Source organism: Rhizobium sp. YTU87027, assembly GCF_050644135.1.
GTDB lineage: Bacteria > Pseudomonadota > Alphaproteobacteria > Rhizobiales > Rhizobiaceae > Rhizobium.
In genome coordinates, this window is the sequence record NZ_CP098441.1 from 1,459,461 (window position 1) to 1,474,511 (window position 15,051).

Genomic DNA, 15,051 nt, shown 5'->3' on the forward strand with positions numbered 1-15,051 from the left:
TCCGACTGTGCCTGCGAGAACTCACAACTCTCGATTGGAATCCCCACAATCCCGAACGCTCGCAGGCAGCCTGCGCCTCTTGGCTGGTCCTCAATCCTCCTCGACAGCACAAGCTGTCAGTCAACGACGGTTATGCGGAACGTCACTTCCCACACGGAAGCCTCAGACTCGCTGGTAAGGCAACCGGGAGGTTGGTCCCTTGGTATACGCGGATGTGATCGTAGACGTGAGGCCGGCTTGCAGGAGGCCTAATTCAAACTGCACTATCCTCGCGATATTGTTAACGTCTTCGCGAGAATTTTTCTTGACCGTAGATTTGTTGTCGTCAGTCATGTGCGTTAACCTTTAATTCTTTTTTGAAAGAATGCGTGCGATGTGAACGACCCCTGGCACGAGCAAAAGGCCGAAGAAAAAATTCAGCATATAGAAGGGCTGGAAACCTTCACTAAGCGATCCAAAGATACGCTCGAAGACTGCACAACGAACATCCGAGCATGTCGTGGCCATGTATGGAACAAAGCTGTTCACCACGATCACTGCTGGCGCGGCCACGAGCAGCGTAAATGGCAGTACTCCCGCTGCTCGTCTTTCGTTGCTCAAGCCGGTTAGGTCTTCTCCACTCCGGAACTCCGCGATGACCAGCAATCCATAGGCAAGGATCGCGGTTGTGAGTTGCGATGCAAATAACGGAAGAAATCCCCGACCGCCGTTCTCCGGCCTGAATAGAGTCACCAGGAATGAGCTTATTAAAAGTGTAGTGAACAGAATGAGCGAACGATCGTTGGCTCTTTTCACGATCCCTCGCCCGTATGAAAAGACAGCGAGAGCAGTAAGGAGGAGCGGAAGGGGTCCAACTACAGAGAGAGATGTTGCGAACGGCATTTTTACAGCACTCGAGGGCATTTAGGCTTGTGACCGGGGACGATCATTAAGCTGGAACGAGAGAAGCAAAACATTGAAAATAATAGTGGAATGCTCGCTGATACGCGTCCTTAGGCCCTTAACGTAAGAGTAAAGGCATATCGCGGTGATAATAAGTGGAATGGGGCCCACTATTGGGCCAGCGCTGCCGGTGAACATTTTAGTTTTGAAATCTCACACTAAAGCACCTTCCATACGCGCTCAATTTCGACAACCATGATGCCATGGTAACATGGACCTCCACCTTTCTTACAGAAGGAAAGCACGTAACGTGGTAGTTTCGCGTACCTATCAGGTGTCGATGAAAACTGACGCGCGTTATCAGAAAAATTCTCTTATAAGATGCATTTTTGCATGAATTATTGCGTACTTTCGGTACTCTAAATCGTCACGGAGCCTCTGCATGCCTGAACTGCGGTTACCGCGCCTCGCGGTTCTCATCGATGCTGACAACGCCTCAGCGAAGATCGTAGATGGTCTCTTTGAGGAGATAGCCAAAATTGGCGAGGCTAGCGTGCGGCGCATCTACGGCGACTTCGCCAGTGCTCGTTCGAAAGCGTGGACAGACGTCCTCTCGAAGCACGCCATCATTCCGCAACAGCAGTTCGCCTACACCACCGGCAAGAACGCTTCCGACATCACGCTCGTCATCGACGCAATGGATTTGCTGCATAGTGGTCGCTTTGACGGCTTTTGCCTTGTATCGTCCGACAGCGACTTCACCCGCCTCGCCTCACGCATCCGGGAACAAGGCGTCGATGTCTTTGGTTTCGGTGAACAGAAGACACCGGAGAGTTTTCGCCAAGCATGCCGACGCTTCATCTACACCGAGAACTTGCTCCCTTCTGTCGCTACGAACGGCGCGGACGCAGGACAAGCTGCCCCTTCACTAAAGCCGCCAAGCGCCGCCACACCCATCATCAGAAAGGTGATTGCGCAGATGGAGACGGAGGATGGATGGGTGCCGCTTGGCGCAGTTGGAACACAGCTCGCCAACCTCGCATCTGACTTCGATCCACGAACGTTCGGCTTCAAGAAACTAAGTGACTTGGTCAAGAAGACAAACTCGTTCGAAGTCGACCACGTTGAGGGCCGACCTGTTCGTATCCGTCTGAAGCCTTCAACTTCAACGAAACCGAAGTGAAACCGGTCAGCAAGTCGCCTTTTCAAGATCGAGTACGTTGCATCGGCCGCATCAGTGGCACGAGTTGCCCGAGGACCTCGTCGCCTATCGGCCCTTAGCCGTCTCTCGACTTGAAGGACGGGCCGCCTGCATCTCGGAGGTACCGTTCGACGATTGACCGCACTTCCTGAGGCCCCACTCCCTCGAAATACGCCAACGGAATGGAGACCTTTCGTGACATCCAAAGGTTCCTGCGAACGAACAGCTCGAATAGCTCAGGATCTGACTCGCGGCGGACGGTCAAATACAGAACCTGCGTTTTGGCAACGGTCATTTCTTTAGCGGAGGAGATCGCGTGCCAAGGAATGGGCCTTGGAAGGCCTTGCAGAAGAATACCGTCCGGGCTGATTACTCGGAGAGGTCTGTCCAGATCGACTATCCACGCTCCGTACAAGAAAACCGCGACGATAACGAGATAGACGGGGAGGAGAAATGTGGCTGTCAAAGGACCAATGCTACGGGTCGTGAAGTCACCATGAATGATGAACCCGCACATTATGCAAAGGGGAACAACGACGCCTGCAGCGATCAAAAGCCTAGCGCGGCTCGCAGGTTGCTTTAGCGTGGGAAGGGGTTCTCGCGAGGGCTGCACAATCTCAGGGAAATCTCGTCTCGGCATTGGATTGTCATTACAGCGAAAATTATAGTCGCTCTAGCTTTTTTCTCATTATCCAAAAGTGCATTTGAACTTCTGCAGTTGGTGCGATCCTGACCGAGGGACGTTCGTGAAGCGGACGACCTGCTAGACTTAATAAGCTACTCCATGCCACTGAGCAAAAGCGGCCCGACCCTCAACCTCAGCAACGTGTGAGTTTGCATAAATGCCTTCAGCAGGAAGCGTGCCCCAACCTTCGGCTACGATCTCGCCATCGTACTGCGAAACATACTGGTACTGCTCCGCGTAGGCGTAAAGGCCATCGTCCCGTTGAACGATAACAATACGACGTTTCGGATGAAGGGCGGTACCAATTTCAACAACATCCAGTTCCTTCACTATTCGCATCGACAATCTCCAACGGGGATGAAGTTTATTAGCAAAATCGCGAATTCCCGAATAGAGACTGGCCGTGATCGCGATGACCGCTGTGGCGCAAAGCTGCCCTGCTCGCACATGATGTTGGGGCGGGCGGTGACCCTTACTGCGGGCTTGCACCTTGGGAGGTGCGAAGTATGTCCAAAATCGACAATCCGATGCCGACTGCGCTCACTATACAGACGGCCGAAATTGCGTGCCAAACGCCTGGATCTTTATACTGGTGCCGATGTTTCGGAGAGTATGGGATAAGTGCGGCGGCGACCCCGACAACTGCGGTAATTGCTGCATAAACGCTTTGACCTAAAAGCACGTGACCTAGACGAGGAAGGCTTATCGCTTCCGGCCCGTGCTGCCACATCGCAAAAGGCACCGTTAGCAAAACGAATACTACGCGAATCCCGTAAGCCCAAAAAAACGCTATCTTCGCTATACGCAACATTTGTTTCATGGCCTCTGACCTTGCCCCCAGATTTTATCCAGTTTTGAGTTTGCTCCGGCGGTTTTTTGAAGTGCTACCCGATTTTGGGCCACCATCTGGAGCGATGTCCTAAAGGCCGAGATAGAGCCGTCCACACCCCGCAAGTTGCGTTGCCGATGATTGGCTTCGCTGAGGCTGGCTTTTCCTCGGGTGGTCGAACCCGCTCGGCGTTTACGGGCTTCTCTTAAACCGAGTGTGTCGGAACTGTGGTGGCTCAGTTAGACTACGCTACCATGAAATGCTCTATCGTTGACTGCCAGTCACCTTCCCCAAAACGCGGATACTGCAATGCGCATTACATCCGCTGGAGACGCAACGGCGATCCTCTCCATGGACGGACGATGATTGCGCGCATCAATCACTGCGGCAAGCAAACGCAATACCCTGCTGCAAAGAAGATCGCTAACCAAATGCACTATCTTCGCCATAGCCATGTCTACAAAGACAGTGCTGTGCACACAGGCAGCGCAGGCGGCTTCATCGCCCTGCTTGTCCTATGGCCAGTGTTGCGTCAGGATTCCAGCCATACCGATGACCGACGTGAAGACCCGATACGAACCGGGGTGGACATCGATGTCGATCCCCAGCCAGCGGATGTCCATGTCGTCGGGATCAAGCATCTCACATCCCTTCTGAGATTACGGCCACTCCTCCTCCTGCCAGTCGCGGGCCGAATAGATGACGCGGACGATCACTACTGCCTCGTCCGTCAGCGCGTAAGCGATAATGTAGGGCAAGCCCGTCACTACCTTCTCGTAAGTGCCAGTCACGCGCCGCGGCCTGCCAGTGGCGAACGAACTGAGCCTGTTGCCCGCGTCGTCGATGGCGTCAACAACCCGCTCGGCTGCATCCGGACTATCGTCGGCGATGTAGGCGAGGATGTCGAGATAGTCGCGGTGTGCGTCGGCCGACCAGACAACTCGCCTCATCCTTGCGCTTTCTTGCGCCGTGCTTCCGCAATGATCTGGCGGGCTTCAGCCATCGCTTGCTCGTGCGGGACGACGCGGCCGGCCGCCACGTCGGCCAGCCCGCGCTGGACGCCTTCAATAATGGCAAGCTCGCGCTCGACATAGGCCGAGACCGCCTCCCCCGCGAGGAAGGATTTGCTGCGCTTCGTCCCTTCGGCGATCTTTGTCAGCTTGGCCAGGGTGTCTTCCGAGACACGGATCGTCATCGTCGCACTCACGCTACACTCTCCGTTGTGTTTTACATGTACACATTATGGCACGGCATGCCGGTTGCGGGTCAAGGCTTGGCTGGCGTTCCCCTGATGACAGCCATCGCATCGGCGTCCTGTCAGCACTTCGGCGACGACCTCCGCGTGACCGGCCTCGCATGCGCGAGCCTAGAGAGGCATGCGGGACCAAAGAGCGCCAGCGCCAATTCGGCGTGAAGAGCCTGTCGCCTGCGGAGGTCGCCGAGAGCAGCGCGGCAGTTCTCGAATGGCTGAGTTCGATTGGTGCCTCGAAAGTGCTCGTCCACTTCGACCTCGATGTTATCGATCCTGTTGAGTTGATCGTGGCCGTCGGCACTGATCCTGACGGGATGAAGAGCGACGGCGTCATTCGTGTCGTCGACGACATCGCTCGGCAGTTTGACATCGTAGGCCCCACCATCGCCGAGCAGATGCCGCGCGTGGCCATCAAGCTCCGGAACATGCTCGCAAGACTGCCGCTCTTGCGTTGATGTCGGTGGATGTCAGCTAAAACCTTGTCATGTTCGCCGCCGGCGGGTTTGGTGATCGCGCAAGGCTCGCCTTATATTCTCCCACCGCCTGAAGCAGCGGCCCAAGAACCCAGTTGTACATCTCGCCGATATTGTGCTCCTCCTGTGGATCGGCCTCGATGTTGAACACTTGCGGATAACCGTTCATGGGTGCAGCACTCGCGCCAACGCCTCCCATCAACGTTGCGCCCGCTGCGCCGCTATGGCCCGGCGCCACGTTGACGAAATACGCACGGAACTGTTTCCAGCGGGCTGCGACCAACTCCGACCCGACGAAGGTCAGCAGATGATCACGGGCACCGTCGTCGTCCTCTCCCAGTAAGAGGCTGGTTTGATCCACACCGTCGATTGGCCGGTCATCCGGCACTTTGGCGCCAGCGATGTGAGCGAAGGTCGGGAAGAAATCCATGATCGAAAACATCGCGTACGAAGATCCCGGTTTGATCTGTTGCGGCCAACGGATCACCGCGGCCGTGCGTATCGCACCTTCGCTGATTTCACCGAGCGCGCCACGATACGGCCCGGGACTGCCGACATCCGGCATGTCGCCGCCGAAGCGGCTTGCGCCAGGACCGTCCGGTCCATTGTCTGACGCAAGGACCACGATCGTATCCTTCTCAATTCCGAGACCTTTTACTGCGTCAAGCATCGTTCCGACAATCGCGTCGCCCTCCATCAGGGAATCCCCGAACTGGCCAATCCGCGATGCGCCTTCGAACCGTCTCGAAGGCAGGTTTGGAAAGTGTGTGCGCGAGATCGGCAGGTACAGGAAGAACGGTTTGCCCGACGCCTTTTGCCGCCTCATGAAGTCGATCCCGTGATCCGCCAACTCCCAATCAATCCCGCGCCGCACTTCCTCTGTGTATGGCTTCACGGATTTAAGTGGCTGGCCTCGGTTCGCCTCGACGATCTGCGGCCCCTTGTCGAGTGGAATGTCGAGCGCGTTCGTCTGCTTGCCCTGTCGGATCATTCCAAACGCGTCCCAGGTGTCGCCAGGCGGAATGCCGTAGAACTCGTCGAACCCCTGGTATTGCGGTTGACTGTAGGTTTCCGCACCGAGGTGCCACTTGCCGAAGATCGCCGTCGCGTAGCCGGCGTCATGCAGCATCTCCGCCATGGTAACTTCGTTCGCCGGTAAGGAAAAAGACGTGCCCGGAACAGCGACCAACGACAGCCCGGAACGAATGGAATAGCGTCCTGTCATCAAGGCGGCGCGGGACGGCGTACAGGAGGGCTCGACCAGAAACTGCGTCAGTCGCAGCCCTTCGGCAGCTAGCTGGTCGATGCGCGGCGTCGGCGATCCGCGCAACTCCCCGCCCCCGTAAACCCCGATGTCGCCGTAGCCGATATTGTCGCCGAGAATGAACATTATGTTCGGCTTGGCTTGCTGCGCAGATGCCGTTCCGACAGCAAAGGGATGCACACTGAGGCATGTTGCCATCGCCAGTGCTTCGGCCTTCGGCCGCCAGTGTCTAAGCCATTCCATGTTCGACCTCCCTGTTGGCATTGCAACTAATGAGCCTGGTCGTGGCGGTCGCTCCTTGATCAGGAACTCAGGATCCGATCGCTTTCTTGACTGCATCGACAAGCGCGGCTCCAGCGAAGGGCTTTCGCAGATAGGCGACACACCCGGCTTGTTCAGCCCGGATTTTCAGGCGGGGGTCTTCGAGGGCGGTGATGAAAATCACCGCCAGTTTCGATCCTGCCTCTTTCAACTTTTGCTGCAATTCGATGCCGGACATGCCGCCGAGGTCGATGTCCAACACGAGACAGTCGATCAGGATATTTGGATCGCGGCCGAGGAAGGCTTCTGCAGATTGGTACTCAATGGCCGGAAATCCGTAGGCATTGAGCAGACGCCCGACGCTTCGACGTAGGCTCGCATCATCATCGACAACAGCGACCGTGCCGCGCAGCTTTCCCACCTCATGCCCCCACTCGTGACATTTCTCGAGATACGCAGTTGCCACCCATTGTAGGCGCGTCGTCGAAATCTCGATATTGCCCTAAGGGGAAGGCGGCGCGTCACTTTACGTCACACGTCGTACTTGTCCGTGGTCGAGGCCGATGTCCGCAGCAATCGAAACGGCCTCTGCGAGCGACCTCGCTCCGAGCTTCTCCATGACCTGATGACGGTGAACCTTTACCGTGCGCTCCGATATACCAAGGGCGTAGGCAATTTGCTTGTTGAGATGGCCACGGACAACAAGCCCAAACACTTCAGCTTCGCGGGCACTTAGTCCAGCCACCAAAGTCCTCACTTGCTGCAGCCGCTCATACTCGGCTCTGCGCCTCTCATACTGGGCCAACGCGTGTTCGATGGTTTCGATCAGGACCGGCACTGAGCTCGGTTTCTCCAGAAAGTCCTGCGCACCGGCTTTCATCGCGTCGACGCCAGTCTTTATGTCCCCTTCTCCCGTGAGAAACACAATCGGAAGCAGCGGCGCTAGCTTGTTTAGTTGGTGCTGTATCTGCAGCCCGGACCTGCCGGGCATCTGCAGGTCGAGTAGAATGCAGCCTGGCTCGCAGTTTGGAAGACTGGCAAGAAACTGATCGCCGGATTCATAGAGCTCCACCCTCAGGCCATAAGCCGATAGCAGCCGTGACGTTGCCGTTCGGTAGGATTCGTCGTCATCGACGATATGGACGACCGGTTTCATCAGTGCCGCTCCTCGCTTCGGGCAAGAGGCAGCGCCACGCGAAAGATGGCGCCGCCTTCGGGCCGGTTGTACGCAGAGATTGTGCCGCCATATGTCTCGACAATGGCGCGCGCTATGGGAAGGCCAAGACCCGTTCCTGCCTGCTTCGTCGTGTAGAACGGCTCGAAGATGCTGGAGAGGCGCTCCTGGGGTATTCCGTTGCCCGTGTCGGCCACGCAAAGCTCGGCATTCTCTTTCACAAGTCCAGTCGCCAGCGTCAGGATCCTGCTGGCAGAACCCGCGTCAGTCATGGCATCCATCGCGTTGGTCGCCAGGTTTAGGACAACCTGCTGCACATGAACCTTGTCTGCGCGGACCGGTAGCTCGCTCGTTGGTCGCTTTGTCTTGAGCGTAATTCCCCTGCGTTCGGCCTCGCCGTGAATAATACTGGCTGCGCTCGACGTTACATCGTTCAGGTCGAACTCCTGCCAATCGATCTCGCTTCTTTTCTTGAGCAATCCTCTCATCCGGCCAATGATATCGCCCGCGCGCTGATCATCTGCCTGGATGTCGAGAAGGATCTGCTGGATGAGCTGAAGGTCGGGGCTGTCACTTTGAAGCAGTACAGAGGCAGCCTCCGCGTTGTTTCTGATGGCAGACAGCGGCTGATTGAGTTCATGGGCAACGGAAGACGACAACGCCCCGGCCGTCGCGGACTGGTTCAGGTGAACGGCTTCCAGCAGGTGAACTCGCGATCGGCTCTCTGCCTCCTGGCGACGGCGTCGCTCGAGCAGCAATGCGGCGATGATGCCGGCCTGCACAATGACAACGCCAAACGCACCCATCACTGCTGGCCAATGCGCCTCCCAGAGCCCCTTTTCCCTGTACATCTGGACAGTGCCGGCGGGCAGGTTTTTTTCCGCCAAGCCCCAACGATTCAGTTGTCGCGCGTCGACGATGTACGTCTGGGGCGCTTGAATACTCTCCATCGGCCTACCGGCAATGGCGTCGAGTACCAGGTTGCCGACGGTCTGACCCAAGGTTTCAAAGGTGACGGTATTGCCGCCGACGACGCCGTAGTTGATGTAGGTTTGGTAGGGGCCATAAACCGGAGCATTGGCCGTTGCAGCAATCCTTCCTATCGCTTCGCGAGGTATGAAATTCCGCCCAGACTGATCCTTGAAGACCGTCAACGCCAGTATGATGCTGTCGGCAGGGACTTCGGCTGCCCGTTCAACGAATTGCTCAATAGTCAGGTTTTCAAGGTAGGTCGTTTCGTATGACTTGGAGAATTCCTCGAGGTCGGCGCGCGCCGTCGCCAACCAACCATGGTCGAACTCAGACGATCCACCGATGATGTAGAGGTGACGGGCTCCGGGCTGCAGACTGCGGGCCATTTCGGCAGTCTTCAGAATGTCGAATGTCGTGAACGCTCCAATCACGTCGTCCGGGAGATCGATATTCTCCGAGGTCGAATTGCCGAAACCAGCCGCGACGATCTTCGCGTCGGGAGCGATGCTTGACCGGTTTGCCGAAATGAAACTGGCCGACTCTCTTCCGAGCGCGACAACGACGTCCGGACGACGAATGGCGTACTTCTCAGCCATGTACCGCCCCAGCCGCTGGACATGCTCGGGCTCCGGAAACCGCGACAGATCCAGGAATTCGGAAAACAGATCGATCTTGCCCCCGGTCGCCTCAAGCAGACGGCTTCGCAGTGCTTCTCCAGCAGCAGTGGTCGCCGCGATCCGTTCGTCATATGGGTAAAGTATGAGTACCCGAGGCGGCCGATCGAGACGCGGGGGTGTAGCTTGAGGGGCAGCGAATACGACTGAGACCGTCACAAAGAGGGATGCCAGCAAGACGCCAGCGTACCGCAGTCGACCTTCCCCCTTGCCTAAGGCCATCGGTCCCCCCCAAAGCCGGAGGATGATAACATCTTATCGCTGAGGTGTCATGCGCCGCCAAACCACTCATGGTTGTTCAGCTTCCCCAAAGGGCAATATCAGGGACCGGACATATTCGTTAGAATTGATGGATGCCGGAAGAGAAGGAACGCGTCGTCCGCGCTGCTCTTACTTGGGGGTAAAAACCATGTTTCGCCATCTCGTCACCGCGCCGCTCCATGGGGCTGCCGCCATCATCATTGGGGCATTCGCCTTCGCAATGTCCGCGTACGCACAGAGCGATCCCCTGCCATCCTGGAACGACACCGGACCGAAGTCGGCTATCGTGTCCTTCGTCGAGAGAGTGACAAAGCAGGGATCGCCGGACTTCGTCCCGGAACCGGAACGGATCGCCGTCTTTGACAATGACGGGACACTGTGGGTCGAGCATCCCATGTACACCCAGCTTGCCTTCGCCATGGACCGCGTGAAGACCCTCGCTCCCCAGCATCCGGAATGGCAGAACGTCCAGCCCTTCAAGGCTGTGCTCGACGGCGACATGAATGCACTCGCCGCATCAGGGGAAACGGGTCTGTTGGAGCTGATCATGGTCACCCATGCGGGAATGACCACGTCTGATTTTGAGAAGGTGGTGACCGACTGGCTTGCGACGGCGCGCGACCCGAAATTCAAACGTCCCTACACGGAGCTCGTATACCAGCCAATGGTCGAGCTACTTTCCTACCTGCGCGCTAATGGGTTCAAGACGTTCATTGTGTCAGGCGGCGGCGTTGAGTTCATGAGGCCATGGACCGAGAAGATCTACGGCGTTCCCCCGGAGCAGGTTGTCGGTTCCTCGATCAAGACGCAGTTCAAGATGCAGGATGACACGCCGACCTTGTATCGTCTGCCGGAGGTCAACTTCATCGACGACAAGGCCGGTAAGCCGGTTGGGATCAACCAGGAGATCGGTCGCCGTCCCATCGCAGCCTTTGGAAATTCCGACGGCGATCTCGAAATGCTGCAGTGGACGACAATGGCAGGCGCGCCCGCGCGTCTCGGGGTGCTCATTCACCACACGGATGAGGAGCGTGAATACGCCTATGACCGCAAGAGCGAATTCGGTCACCTCGACAAGGCGCTCGATGCGGCCGCGATCACAGGCTGGACCGTCGTCGACATGAAGGCCGACTGGAAAAAGATCTTCAAGGACTAAGGCGGCTCTCCTGGTTGGGAGATCGCAACACCAAAGTCTGTGACTTCAAGAAGGGGCATGGAAGGTGATGGACACCTTGCCCCATTCCAACTGCGAGGACACATCGATGAAACGCGACCGATTCACTACGCTCATCCTGCTCGGAAGCGTCGCCTTGAGCCCCGCCGCCTTTGCCCAGGACTCACCGAAGAAGCCGCACGTGCCGCTGGAAAAGACGATTGGCGTGGTCACGCCGACGGGGCCGGTCCCCTCATTGGCGGTGCTCAATTCGTCTGGCGCGAAAATCGAAAACGGCAAGCTTATCCTGACCGGGGTGTCGGCCAATTCGATCGTCTTTGCGGATCGGCCGGTTCGGGCAGCAGGACATGTGACGACCGAACAATTCATCATGCAGTGGGACGACGGCAAGGACAACTTCGCGGTCGACCCACCGAACGCAACGGTCTCAGTTTTGGGAGGCGACGGTTCAGACGTCAGTGATGCCGTCGTGACGCTCAAAACACCCAAACTGGATGGAACGACGCTCACCTTCGATATAACCGTGCTGGAAGGCAGCCTAAGCGGAGCCTCCGGACCGGCAGCTCTCTTTATCGATCATTTCGGCGGTGGTGGTGGAGGGTTTGGTGGTGGAGGTTTCGGCGGCGGAGGGTTCCACGGAGGCGGCTTTGCCGGCGGTAGCTTCGGCGGGGGAGGCAGATTCGGAGGAGACATGCGCGGAGGAGACTTTGCAGGTGCTGACTTCCGTGGCGGACTGCACGGTGCCGACGTTCATATCGGCGACACGAACATCAACCGCGTCGGTGGCTCCTATTGGCAGGCACCGGTCTATCACGGTGCCTGGTATCGCGGCGCTCCGGTTGCGGCAGGTGTCGTCGCCGGCGCTGCAGTAGGAGCGGCTGCGGCACGCCCTTACTACAACTCCTACTACGACGGCCAGCAATGCGGCTACTACCCCTTCCCACCTTGCTACTGATTTCGCAAGGTCGCGGTCGGGTTTCAGTCGGACTGCGGCCGGAAGCCCCGCCGTCCGACATTTACCCGCTCTCGCGGTGACGGACCCGACGGTCTAGCGATTAAGGCGACACACGATCTTTGTGCTCGCCTTGGGAGAGCCGAATGTCCTGCAGGAACCGGAACAGGGATCCAGCCAGAAAGCAAAGCGACGCGATGAAAAGCACGGCAGCTCCTGGTTCGTGGCGGTACCCCAAGAATGCCACGACAAAGCCGAAGAGGAGCAACAGCGTCACCCCGATCCCGGCAAGGACAGCGAGGTGCAAAGCACTGTTCAAGAGCAGCTCCCGCTGCCTGAGTTCGCCAATCTCCCGCTTTAGCTTGGCGCGAACGAGGTCAGCTTCATCAATCTCACGGAGGTTTCTGATCCGTTCAGTCACGCCGGAGATCCGATTGACGAGCACCGCCACCATCGCCGCGACGCCGTTGAGCACGAACGCGGGCGCCACTGCGTGACTGATCATTATTGAAAGCTGATCGGCCCCGACTGACATAAGGCACCTACGGGATGACATTGACCGCTCGCGCAGCCACAAGCACGAGCGTCAACAGAGCAATGGAACTTTCGATCATCATCAGTCCTTTCGCACGTCTTGTCAGCGGCAGCACGTCGGTAGGACTGAACGCAGCCGCCGTATTGAACGCGAGGGAAAGATAGTCGACGTAGAGCGGTCGCCAGTCCGGCGCGGCCAGTTCGGGTGCCGATGTCTGGGGGAAGAGCCAGTCAGGTCGTCCCGCCATTCTACGCGCGAGGCGCGCCGGACCACCCGCGTCGATCTGCCAGTAGAGAAGCGAGAAGGTTAGGACGTTGGTGATCCAGATCGTAAAGGATGACGTCAGCAGCGAAACTGATCGCGTCTCGGGCGGATGTACGGTGATGATCCCGACCATGTCGCCAAGTTCGGCCGCGGTATTGCCCGCGTAGACGCTGGCGAGCAGCATGATGGCGACATGCTCGATCCGCAGCCACGCTGCATTGTGGATGGAGAGCGTGACAGCGACCATTGGCACGATGGCCGCTACGAGGACACCATACGATATCCACCCCGGCAGGGCGTAGACGTGATGCGGCAGCACCTCCAGAAGCGCGAACACTGCAAGGATCGCCACTATCGGAGGCCAGCGAGGTTCGTCACGACTTTGTTGGATGACATCGCTCATCGCTCGGCCCTCTGGGCATACTGATGTAGCGGACGCGATCTGGCGTCCGCTACAAATGTCGTAGTCGCCTGCGCGTCAGTCGTGACCAGTCTTCATTTCGCGGACCTGCTGCATCACTTGCTCCAGATTGTAGCTTGCAGGGCTCTGAAGCGGCGGGAAGTCGATGTAGGTCTCGAGATGCCTCAGCCACAACTGCTGGCCGATCGGCAGGATGTTCCAGTCGTAGACATAGGCGGTGGACGGTGATGCGATGGCGCCGCCTGTACCGAAGAGCGTCTTCAACTGTTGTCCGACCGAGGTTTCAAACGGGTCGCGCTTGATGTTGACGACCTGGGTCCAGGCGTAAGGCTGCACGCCGCCAATGAATCCAGCCGGATCGTCGGAGACCATGGCGAAGTACATCTTCCAGTTCTTATAGCGGACAGCCGACGGCTCCTTGCCGGAATAGTACAGGAACGAGTCGCGCTTGGATGGCGACTTGCCTTCCAGGAAGTCGCGCTGGTCGATCCCGTCGAGCGTGGTCTTGACGATTCCGGGGTATTTGCCCGCCTCGATCTCTTTCTTCAGGCCGTCGCCCTTGGGCCCACCGGCGATGTTCACAAAGGTCGGCAGCCAGTCGAGGGCCGAGAAGATGTCATTCTTGACCGTCCCGGGCTCGATGTGCCCCGGCCAACGAACCACGAGCGGCGCACGCATGCCACCTTCCCAGGTGCTGAGCTTTCCGCCTTTGAACGGAGTGGTGCCGCCGTCCGGGAATGTGATAGTTTCGGCGCCGTTGTCGGTGGTGAAGACGACGATGGTATTGTCGAGTTCGCCCATCTCCTCGAGCCTCTTCAAGACGTAACCGATGTTGTCGTCCATCTGCTTCATGCCGGCTTCGTTGACGCCCCAGTCCTTGCCGCCCTGCTCACCCACCATGTTCAGGTACTTGTCCGGCAGGACGGTGGTGATGTGCATGCGCGCGGGGTTGTACCAGACGAAGAACGGCTTGTTGGTCTTCTTCGGATCATTGCGGTCGAGGAAATCGATGACCTTGGCGGAGATCTCCTCATCAATTGTCTTGGAGCGCTCAAGCGTCAGCGGCCCTTCGTCCTTGCATGACTGGTTGGCCGGCGACCCGTCGGAGGATTTGCACGCGAGCATTGGACGCGGCGGGGTCAGGCAGGTCGTGGTTTTTGCGTCCACCGCCGCCGGATCTTCCGCTATCCCAGGAATCGGCGTGTTCCTGCAAGGTGGCGCGATCCCCTGCTCGGTCGAGGTCTTATTGATGTCGGGGAAGCTCACCCCCTGCATGGCGTCGAGGTGATAGAGGTAGCCCCAGAATTCCTGGAATCCGTGTGCCGTCGGCAGGGATTCGGTGGTATCTCCGAGATGGTTCTTGCCGAACTCTCCTGTCGAGTAGCCGAGATCATACAGGAACTTGGCGAGGTGAGGCGTACCGGCCCGCAGGTAGGACGGGCTTCCGGGAATCTCCGGCAGAACCATGCCGACGCGCACCGGCTGCATGCCGGTGATGAACGCGGTCCGCCCTGCCGTGCAGCTCTGCTCGGCATAATAGGTCATGAACTTCGCGCCTTCCCGGCCGATGCGGTCGATATTGGGCGTTTCACCGACCGCGAGACCCTGGTGATAGATGCTCGGCTGCATCCAGCCGATGTCGTCACCCATGATGAACAGGATGTTGGGCTTCTTCTCCTCCTGCGCGTGTATTGTCGCGGTACTCGCAAGCAGGCTGCCCGCGGCCGCCAGTGCGGTTGCTATCAACTTCGTGGTCCGTCTCATTTCGAATGCCTCC

General features: G+C 58.0%; 16 protein-coding genes. 4 read left to right on the forward strand and 12 right to left on the reverse strand.

The features are described 5' to 3' along the window. Positions 1-345: 345 nt before the first annotated feature. Positions 346-795, reverse strand: a complete 450-nt coding sequence (locus NBG89_RS25770; RefSeq protein ID WP_431323150.1) for a hypothetical protein — start codon at positions 793-795, stop codon at positions 346-348. A gap of 529 nt (positions 796-1,324) precedes the next feature. On the opposite strand from NBG89_RS25770, the gene NBG89_RS25775 reads away from it, so the two are divergent. Further along, a complete protein-coding gene (locus NBG89_RS25775; protein WP_431323151.1) occupies positions 1,325-2,065 on the forward strand; it encodes an NYN domain-containing protein in 741 nt (246 codons plus the stop codon). 787 nt (positions 2,066-2,852) lie between these two features. On the opposite strand, the gene NBG89_RS25780 is transcribed toward NBG89_RS25775, so the two are convergent. The 4 genes from NBG89_RS25780 to NBG89_RS25795 all read right to left on the reverse strand — a co-directional run bounded on the left by NBG89_RS25780 (position 2,853) and on the right by NBG89_RS25795 (position 4,792). After that, a complete protein-coding gene (locus NBG89_RS25780; protein ID WP_431323152.1) occupies positions 2,853-3,107 on the reverse strand; it encodes a hypothetical protein in 255 nt (84 codons plus the stop codon). Between the two features lie 1,005 nt (positions 3,108-4,112). After that, positions 4,113-4,238 (reverse strand): hypothetical protein, encoded by a 126-nt coding sequence (locus tag NBG89_RS25785; protein WP_431323153.1) that lies wholly within the window; start codon positions 4,236-4,238, stop codon positions 4,113-4,115. An 18-nt stretch (positions 4,239-4,256) separates the two neighbouring features. Beyond that, positions 4,257-4,547, reverse strand: coding sequence for a type II toxin-antitoxin system RelE/ParE family toxin (locus NBG89_RS25790; protein ID WP_431323154.1), 291 nt, complete (start codon positions 4,545-4,547; stop codon positions 4,257-4,259). Further along, on the reverse strand, positions 4,544-4,792 hold the full coding sequence (locus NBG89_RS25795; protein ID WP_431323155.1) for a CopG family ribbon-helix-helix protein: 249 nt from the start codon (positions 4,790-4,792) through the stop codon (positions 4,544-4,546). Before NBG89_RS25795 ends, NBG89_RS25790 begins: the two co-directional genes overlap by 4 nt. A 161-nt stretch (positions 4,793-4,953) precedes the next feature. On the opposite strand from NBG89_RS25795, the gene NBG89_RS25800 reads away from it, so the two are divergent. Continuing rightward, the gene (locus tag NBG89_RS25800) at positions 4,954-5,304 is read left to right on the forward strand and encodes an arginase family protein (protein ID WP_431323156.1); all 351 of its coding nucleotides are present in this window, start codon (positions 4,954-4,956) and stop codon (positions 5,302-5,304) included. A gap of 16 nt (positions 5,305-5,320) precedes the next feature. Here NBG89_RS25800 and NBG89_RS25805 read toward each other — a convergent pair whose 3' ends face one another. The 4 genes from NBG89_RS25805 to NBG89_RS25820 all read right to left on the reverse strand — a co-directional run bounded on the left by NBG89_RS25805 (position 5,321) and on the right by NBG89_RS25820 (position 9,889). Next, a complete protein-coding gene (locus tag NBG89_RS25805) occupies positions 5,321-6,829 on the reverse strand; it encodes an arylsulfatase (protein WP_431323157.1) in 1,509 nt (502 codons plus the stop codon). 67 nt (positions 6,830-6,896) lie between these two features. Then, positions 6,897-7,268, reverse strand: coding sequence for a response regulator transcription factor (locus tag NBG89_RS25810; RefSeq protein WP_431323158.1), 372 nt, complete (start codon positions 7,266-7,268; stop codon positions 6,897-6,899). A 105-nt stretch (positions 7,269-7,373) separates the two neighbouring features. Then, entirely contained in the window at positions 7,374-8,003 is a 630-nt protein-coding gene (locus NBG89_RS25815) for a response regulator transcription factor (RefSeq protein ID WP_431323159.1), read from the reverse strand. Continuing rightward, on the reverse strand, positions 8,003-9,889 hold the full coding sequence (locus NBG89_RS25820) for a sensor histidine kinase (RefSeq protein WP_431323160.1): 1,887 nt from the start codon (positions 9,887-9,889) through the stop codon (positions 8,003-8,005). The genes NBG89_RS25815 and NBG89_RS25820 overlap by 1 nt, the downstream gene beginning before the upstream one ends. Before the next feature lie 187 nt (positions 9,890-10,076). Here NBG89_RS25820 and NBG89_RS25825 point away from each other — a divergent pair, with 187 nt between their 5' ends. Together NBG89_RS25825 and NBG89_RS25830 are read left to right on the forward strand one after the other, a co-directional pair. Further along, entirely contained in the window at positions 10,077-11,084 is a 1,008-nt protein-coding gene (locus NBG89_RS25825; RefSeq protein WP_431323161.1) for an HAD family hydrolase, read from the forward strand. Positions 11,085-11,190: 106 nt separating this feature from the next. Then, the gene (locus NBG89_RS25830) at positions 11,191-12,057 is read left to right on the forward strand and encodes a hypothetical protein (protein ID WP_431323162.1); all 867 of its coding nucleotides are present in this window, start codon (positions 11,191-11,193) and stop codon (positions 12,055-12,057) included. A gap of 100 nt (positions 12,058-12,157) precedes the next feature. Here the strand turns inward: NBG89_RS25830 and NBG89_RS25835 are convergent, their stop codons facing one another. From NBG89_RS25835 to NBG89_RS25845, 3 genes are all read right to left on the reverse strand, one after another. Continuing rightward, positions 12,158-12,559 carry a DUF2721 domain-containing protein gene (locus tag NBG89_RS25835; protein ID WP_431323163.1) on the reverse strand — a complete coding sequence of 134 codons (402 nt, stop codon included), beginning with the start codon at positions 12,557-12,559 and terminating at the stop codon, positions 12,158-12,160. Between the two features lie 37 nt (positions 12,560-12,596). Next, positions 12,597-13,256 (reverse strand): hypothetical protein, encoded by a 660-nt coding sequence (locus NBG89_RS25840; protein ID WP_431323164.1) that lies wholly within the window; start codon positions 13,254-13,256, stop codon positions 12,597-12,599. Between the two features lie 75 nt (positions 13,257-13,331). Further along, positions 13,332-15,038 carry an arylsulfatase gene (locus tag NBG89_RS25845; protein WP_431323165.1) on the reverse strand — a complete coding sequence of 569 codons (1,707 nt, stop codon included), beginning with the start codon at positions 15,036-15,038 and terminating at the stop codon, positions 13,332-13,334. Positions 15,039-15,051: the final 13 nt, after the last annotated feature.

Bases quoted from the DNA above. Each gene is read 5' to 3' on its own strand.
- NBG89_RS25825 (WP_431323161.1), top strand. From the start codon at position 10,077: ATGTTTCGCCATCTCGTCACCGCGCCGCTCCATGGGGCTGCCGCCATC.
- NBG89_RS25795 (WP_431323155.1), bottom strand. From the start codon at position 4,792: ATGACGATCCGTGTCTCGGAAGACACCCTGGCCAAGCTGACAAAGATC.
- NBG89_RS25845 (WP_431323165.1), bottom strand. From the start codon at position 15,038: ATGAGACGGACCACGAAGTTGATAGCAACCGCACTGGCGGCCGCGGGC.
- NBG89_RS25775 (WP_431323151.1), top strand. From the start codon at position 1,325: ATGCCTGAACTGCGGTTACCGCGCCTCGCGGTTCTCATCGATGCTGAC.
- NBG89_RS25780 (WP_431323152.1), bottom strand. From the start codon at position 3,107: ATGCGAATAGTGAAGGAACTGGATGTTGTTGAAATTGGTACCGCCCTT.
- NBG89_RS25815 (WP_431323159.1), bottom strand. From the start codon at position 8,003: ATGAAACCGGTCGTCCATATCGTCGATGACGACGAATCCTACCGAACG.
- NBG89_RS25835 (WP_431323163.1), bottom strand. From the start codon at position 12,559: ATGATCAGTCACGCAGTGGCGCCCGCGTTCGTGCTCAACGGCGTCGCG.
- NBG89_RS25820 (WP_431323160.1), bottom strand. From the start codon at position 9,889: ATGGCCTTAGGCAAGGGGGAAGGTCGACTGCGGTACGCTGGCGTCTTG.
- NBG89_RS25800 (WP_431323156.1), top strand. From the start codon at position 4,954: ATGCGCGAGCCTAGAGAGGCATGCGGGACCAAAGAGCGCCAGCGCCAA.
- NBG89_RS25805 (WP_431323157.1), bottom strand. From the start codon at position 6,829: ATGGAATGGCTTAGACACTGGCGGCCGAAGGCCGAAGCACTGGCGATG.
- NBG89_RS25785 (WP_431323153.1), bottom strand. From the start codon at position 4,238: ATGCTTGATCCCGACGACATGGACATCCGCTGGCTGGGGATCGACATC.
- NBG89_RS25790 (WP_431323154.1), bottom strand. From the start codon at position 4,547: ATGAGGCGAGTTGTCTGGTCGGCCGACGCACACCGCGACTATCTCGAC.
- NBG89_RS25830 (WP_431323162.1), top strand. From the start codon at position 11,191: ATGAAACGCGACCGATTCACTACGCTCATCCTGCTCGGAAGCGTCGCC.
- NBG89_RS25840 (WP_431323164.1), bottom strand. From the start codon at position 13,256: ATGAGCGATGTCATCCAACAAAGTCGTGACGAACCTCGCTGGCCTCCG.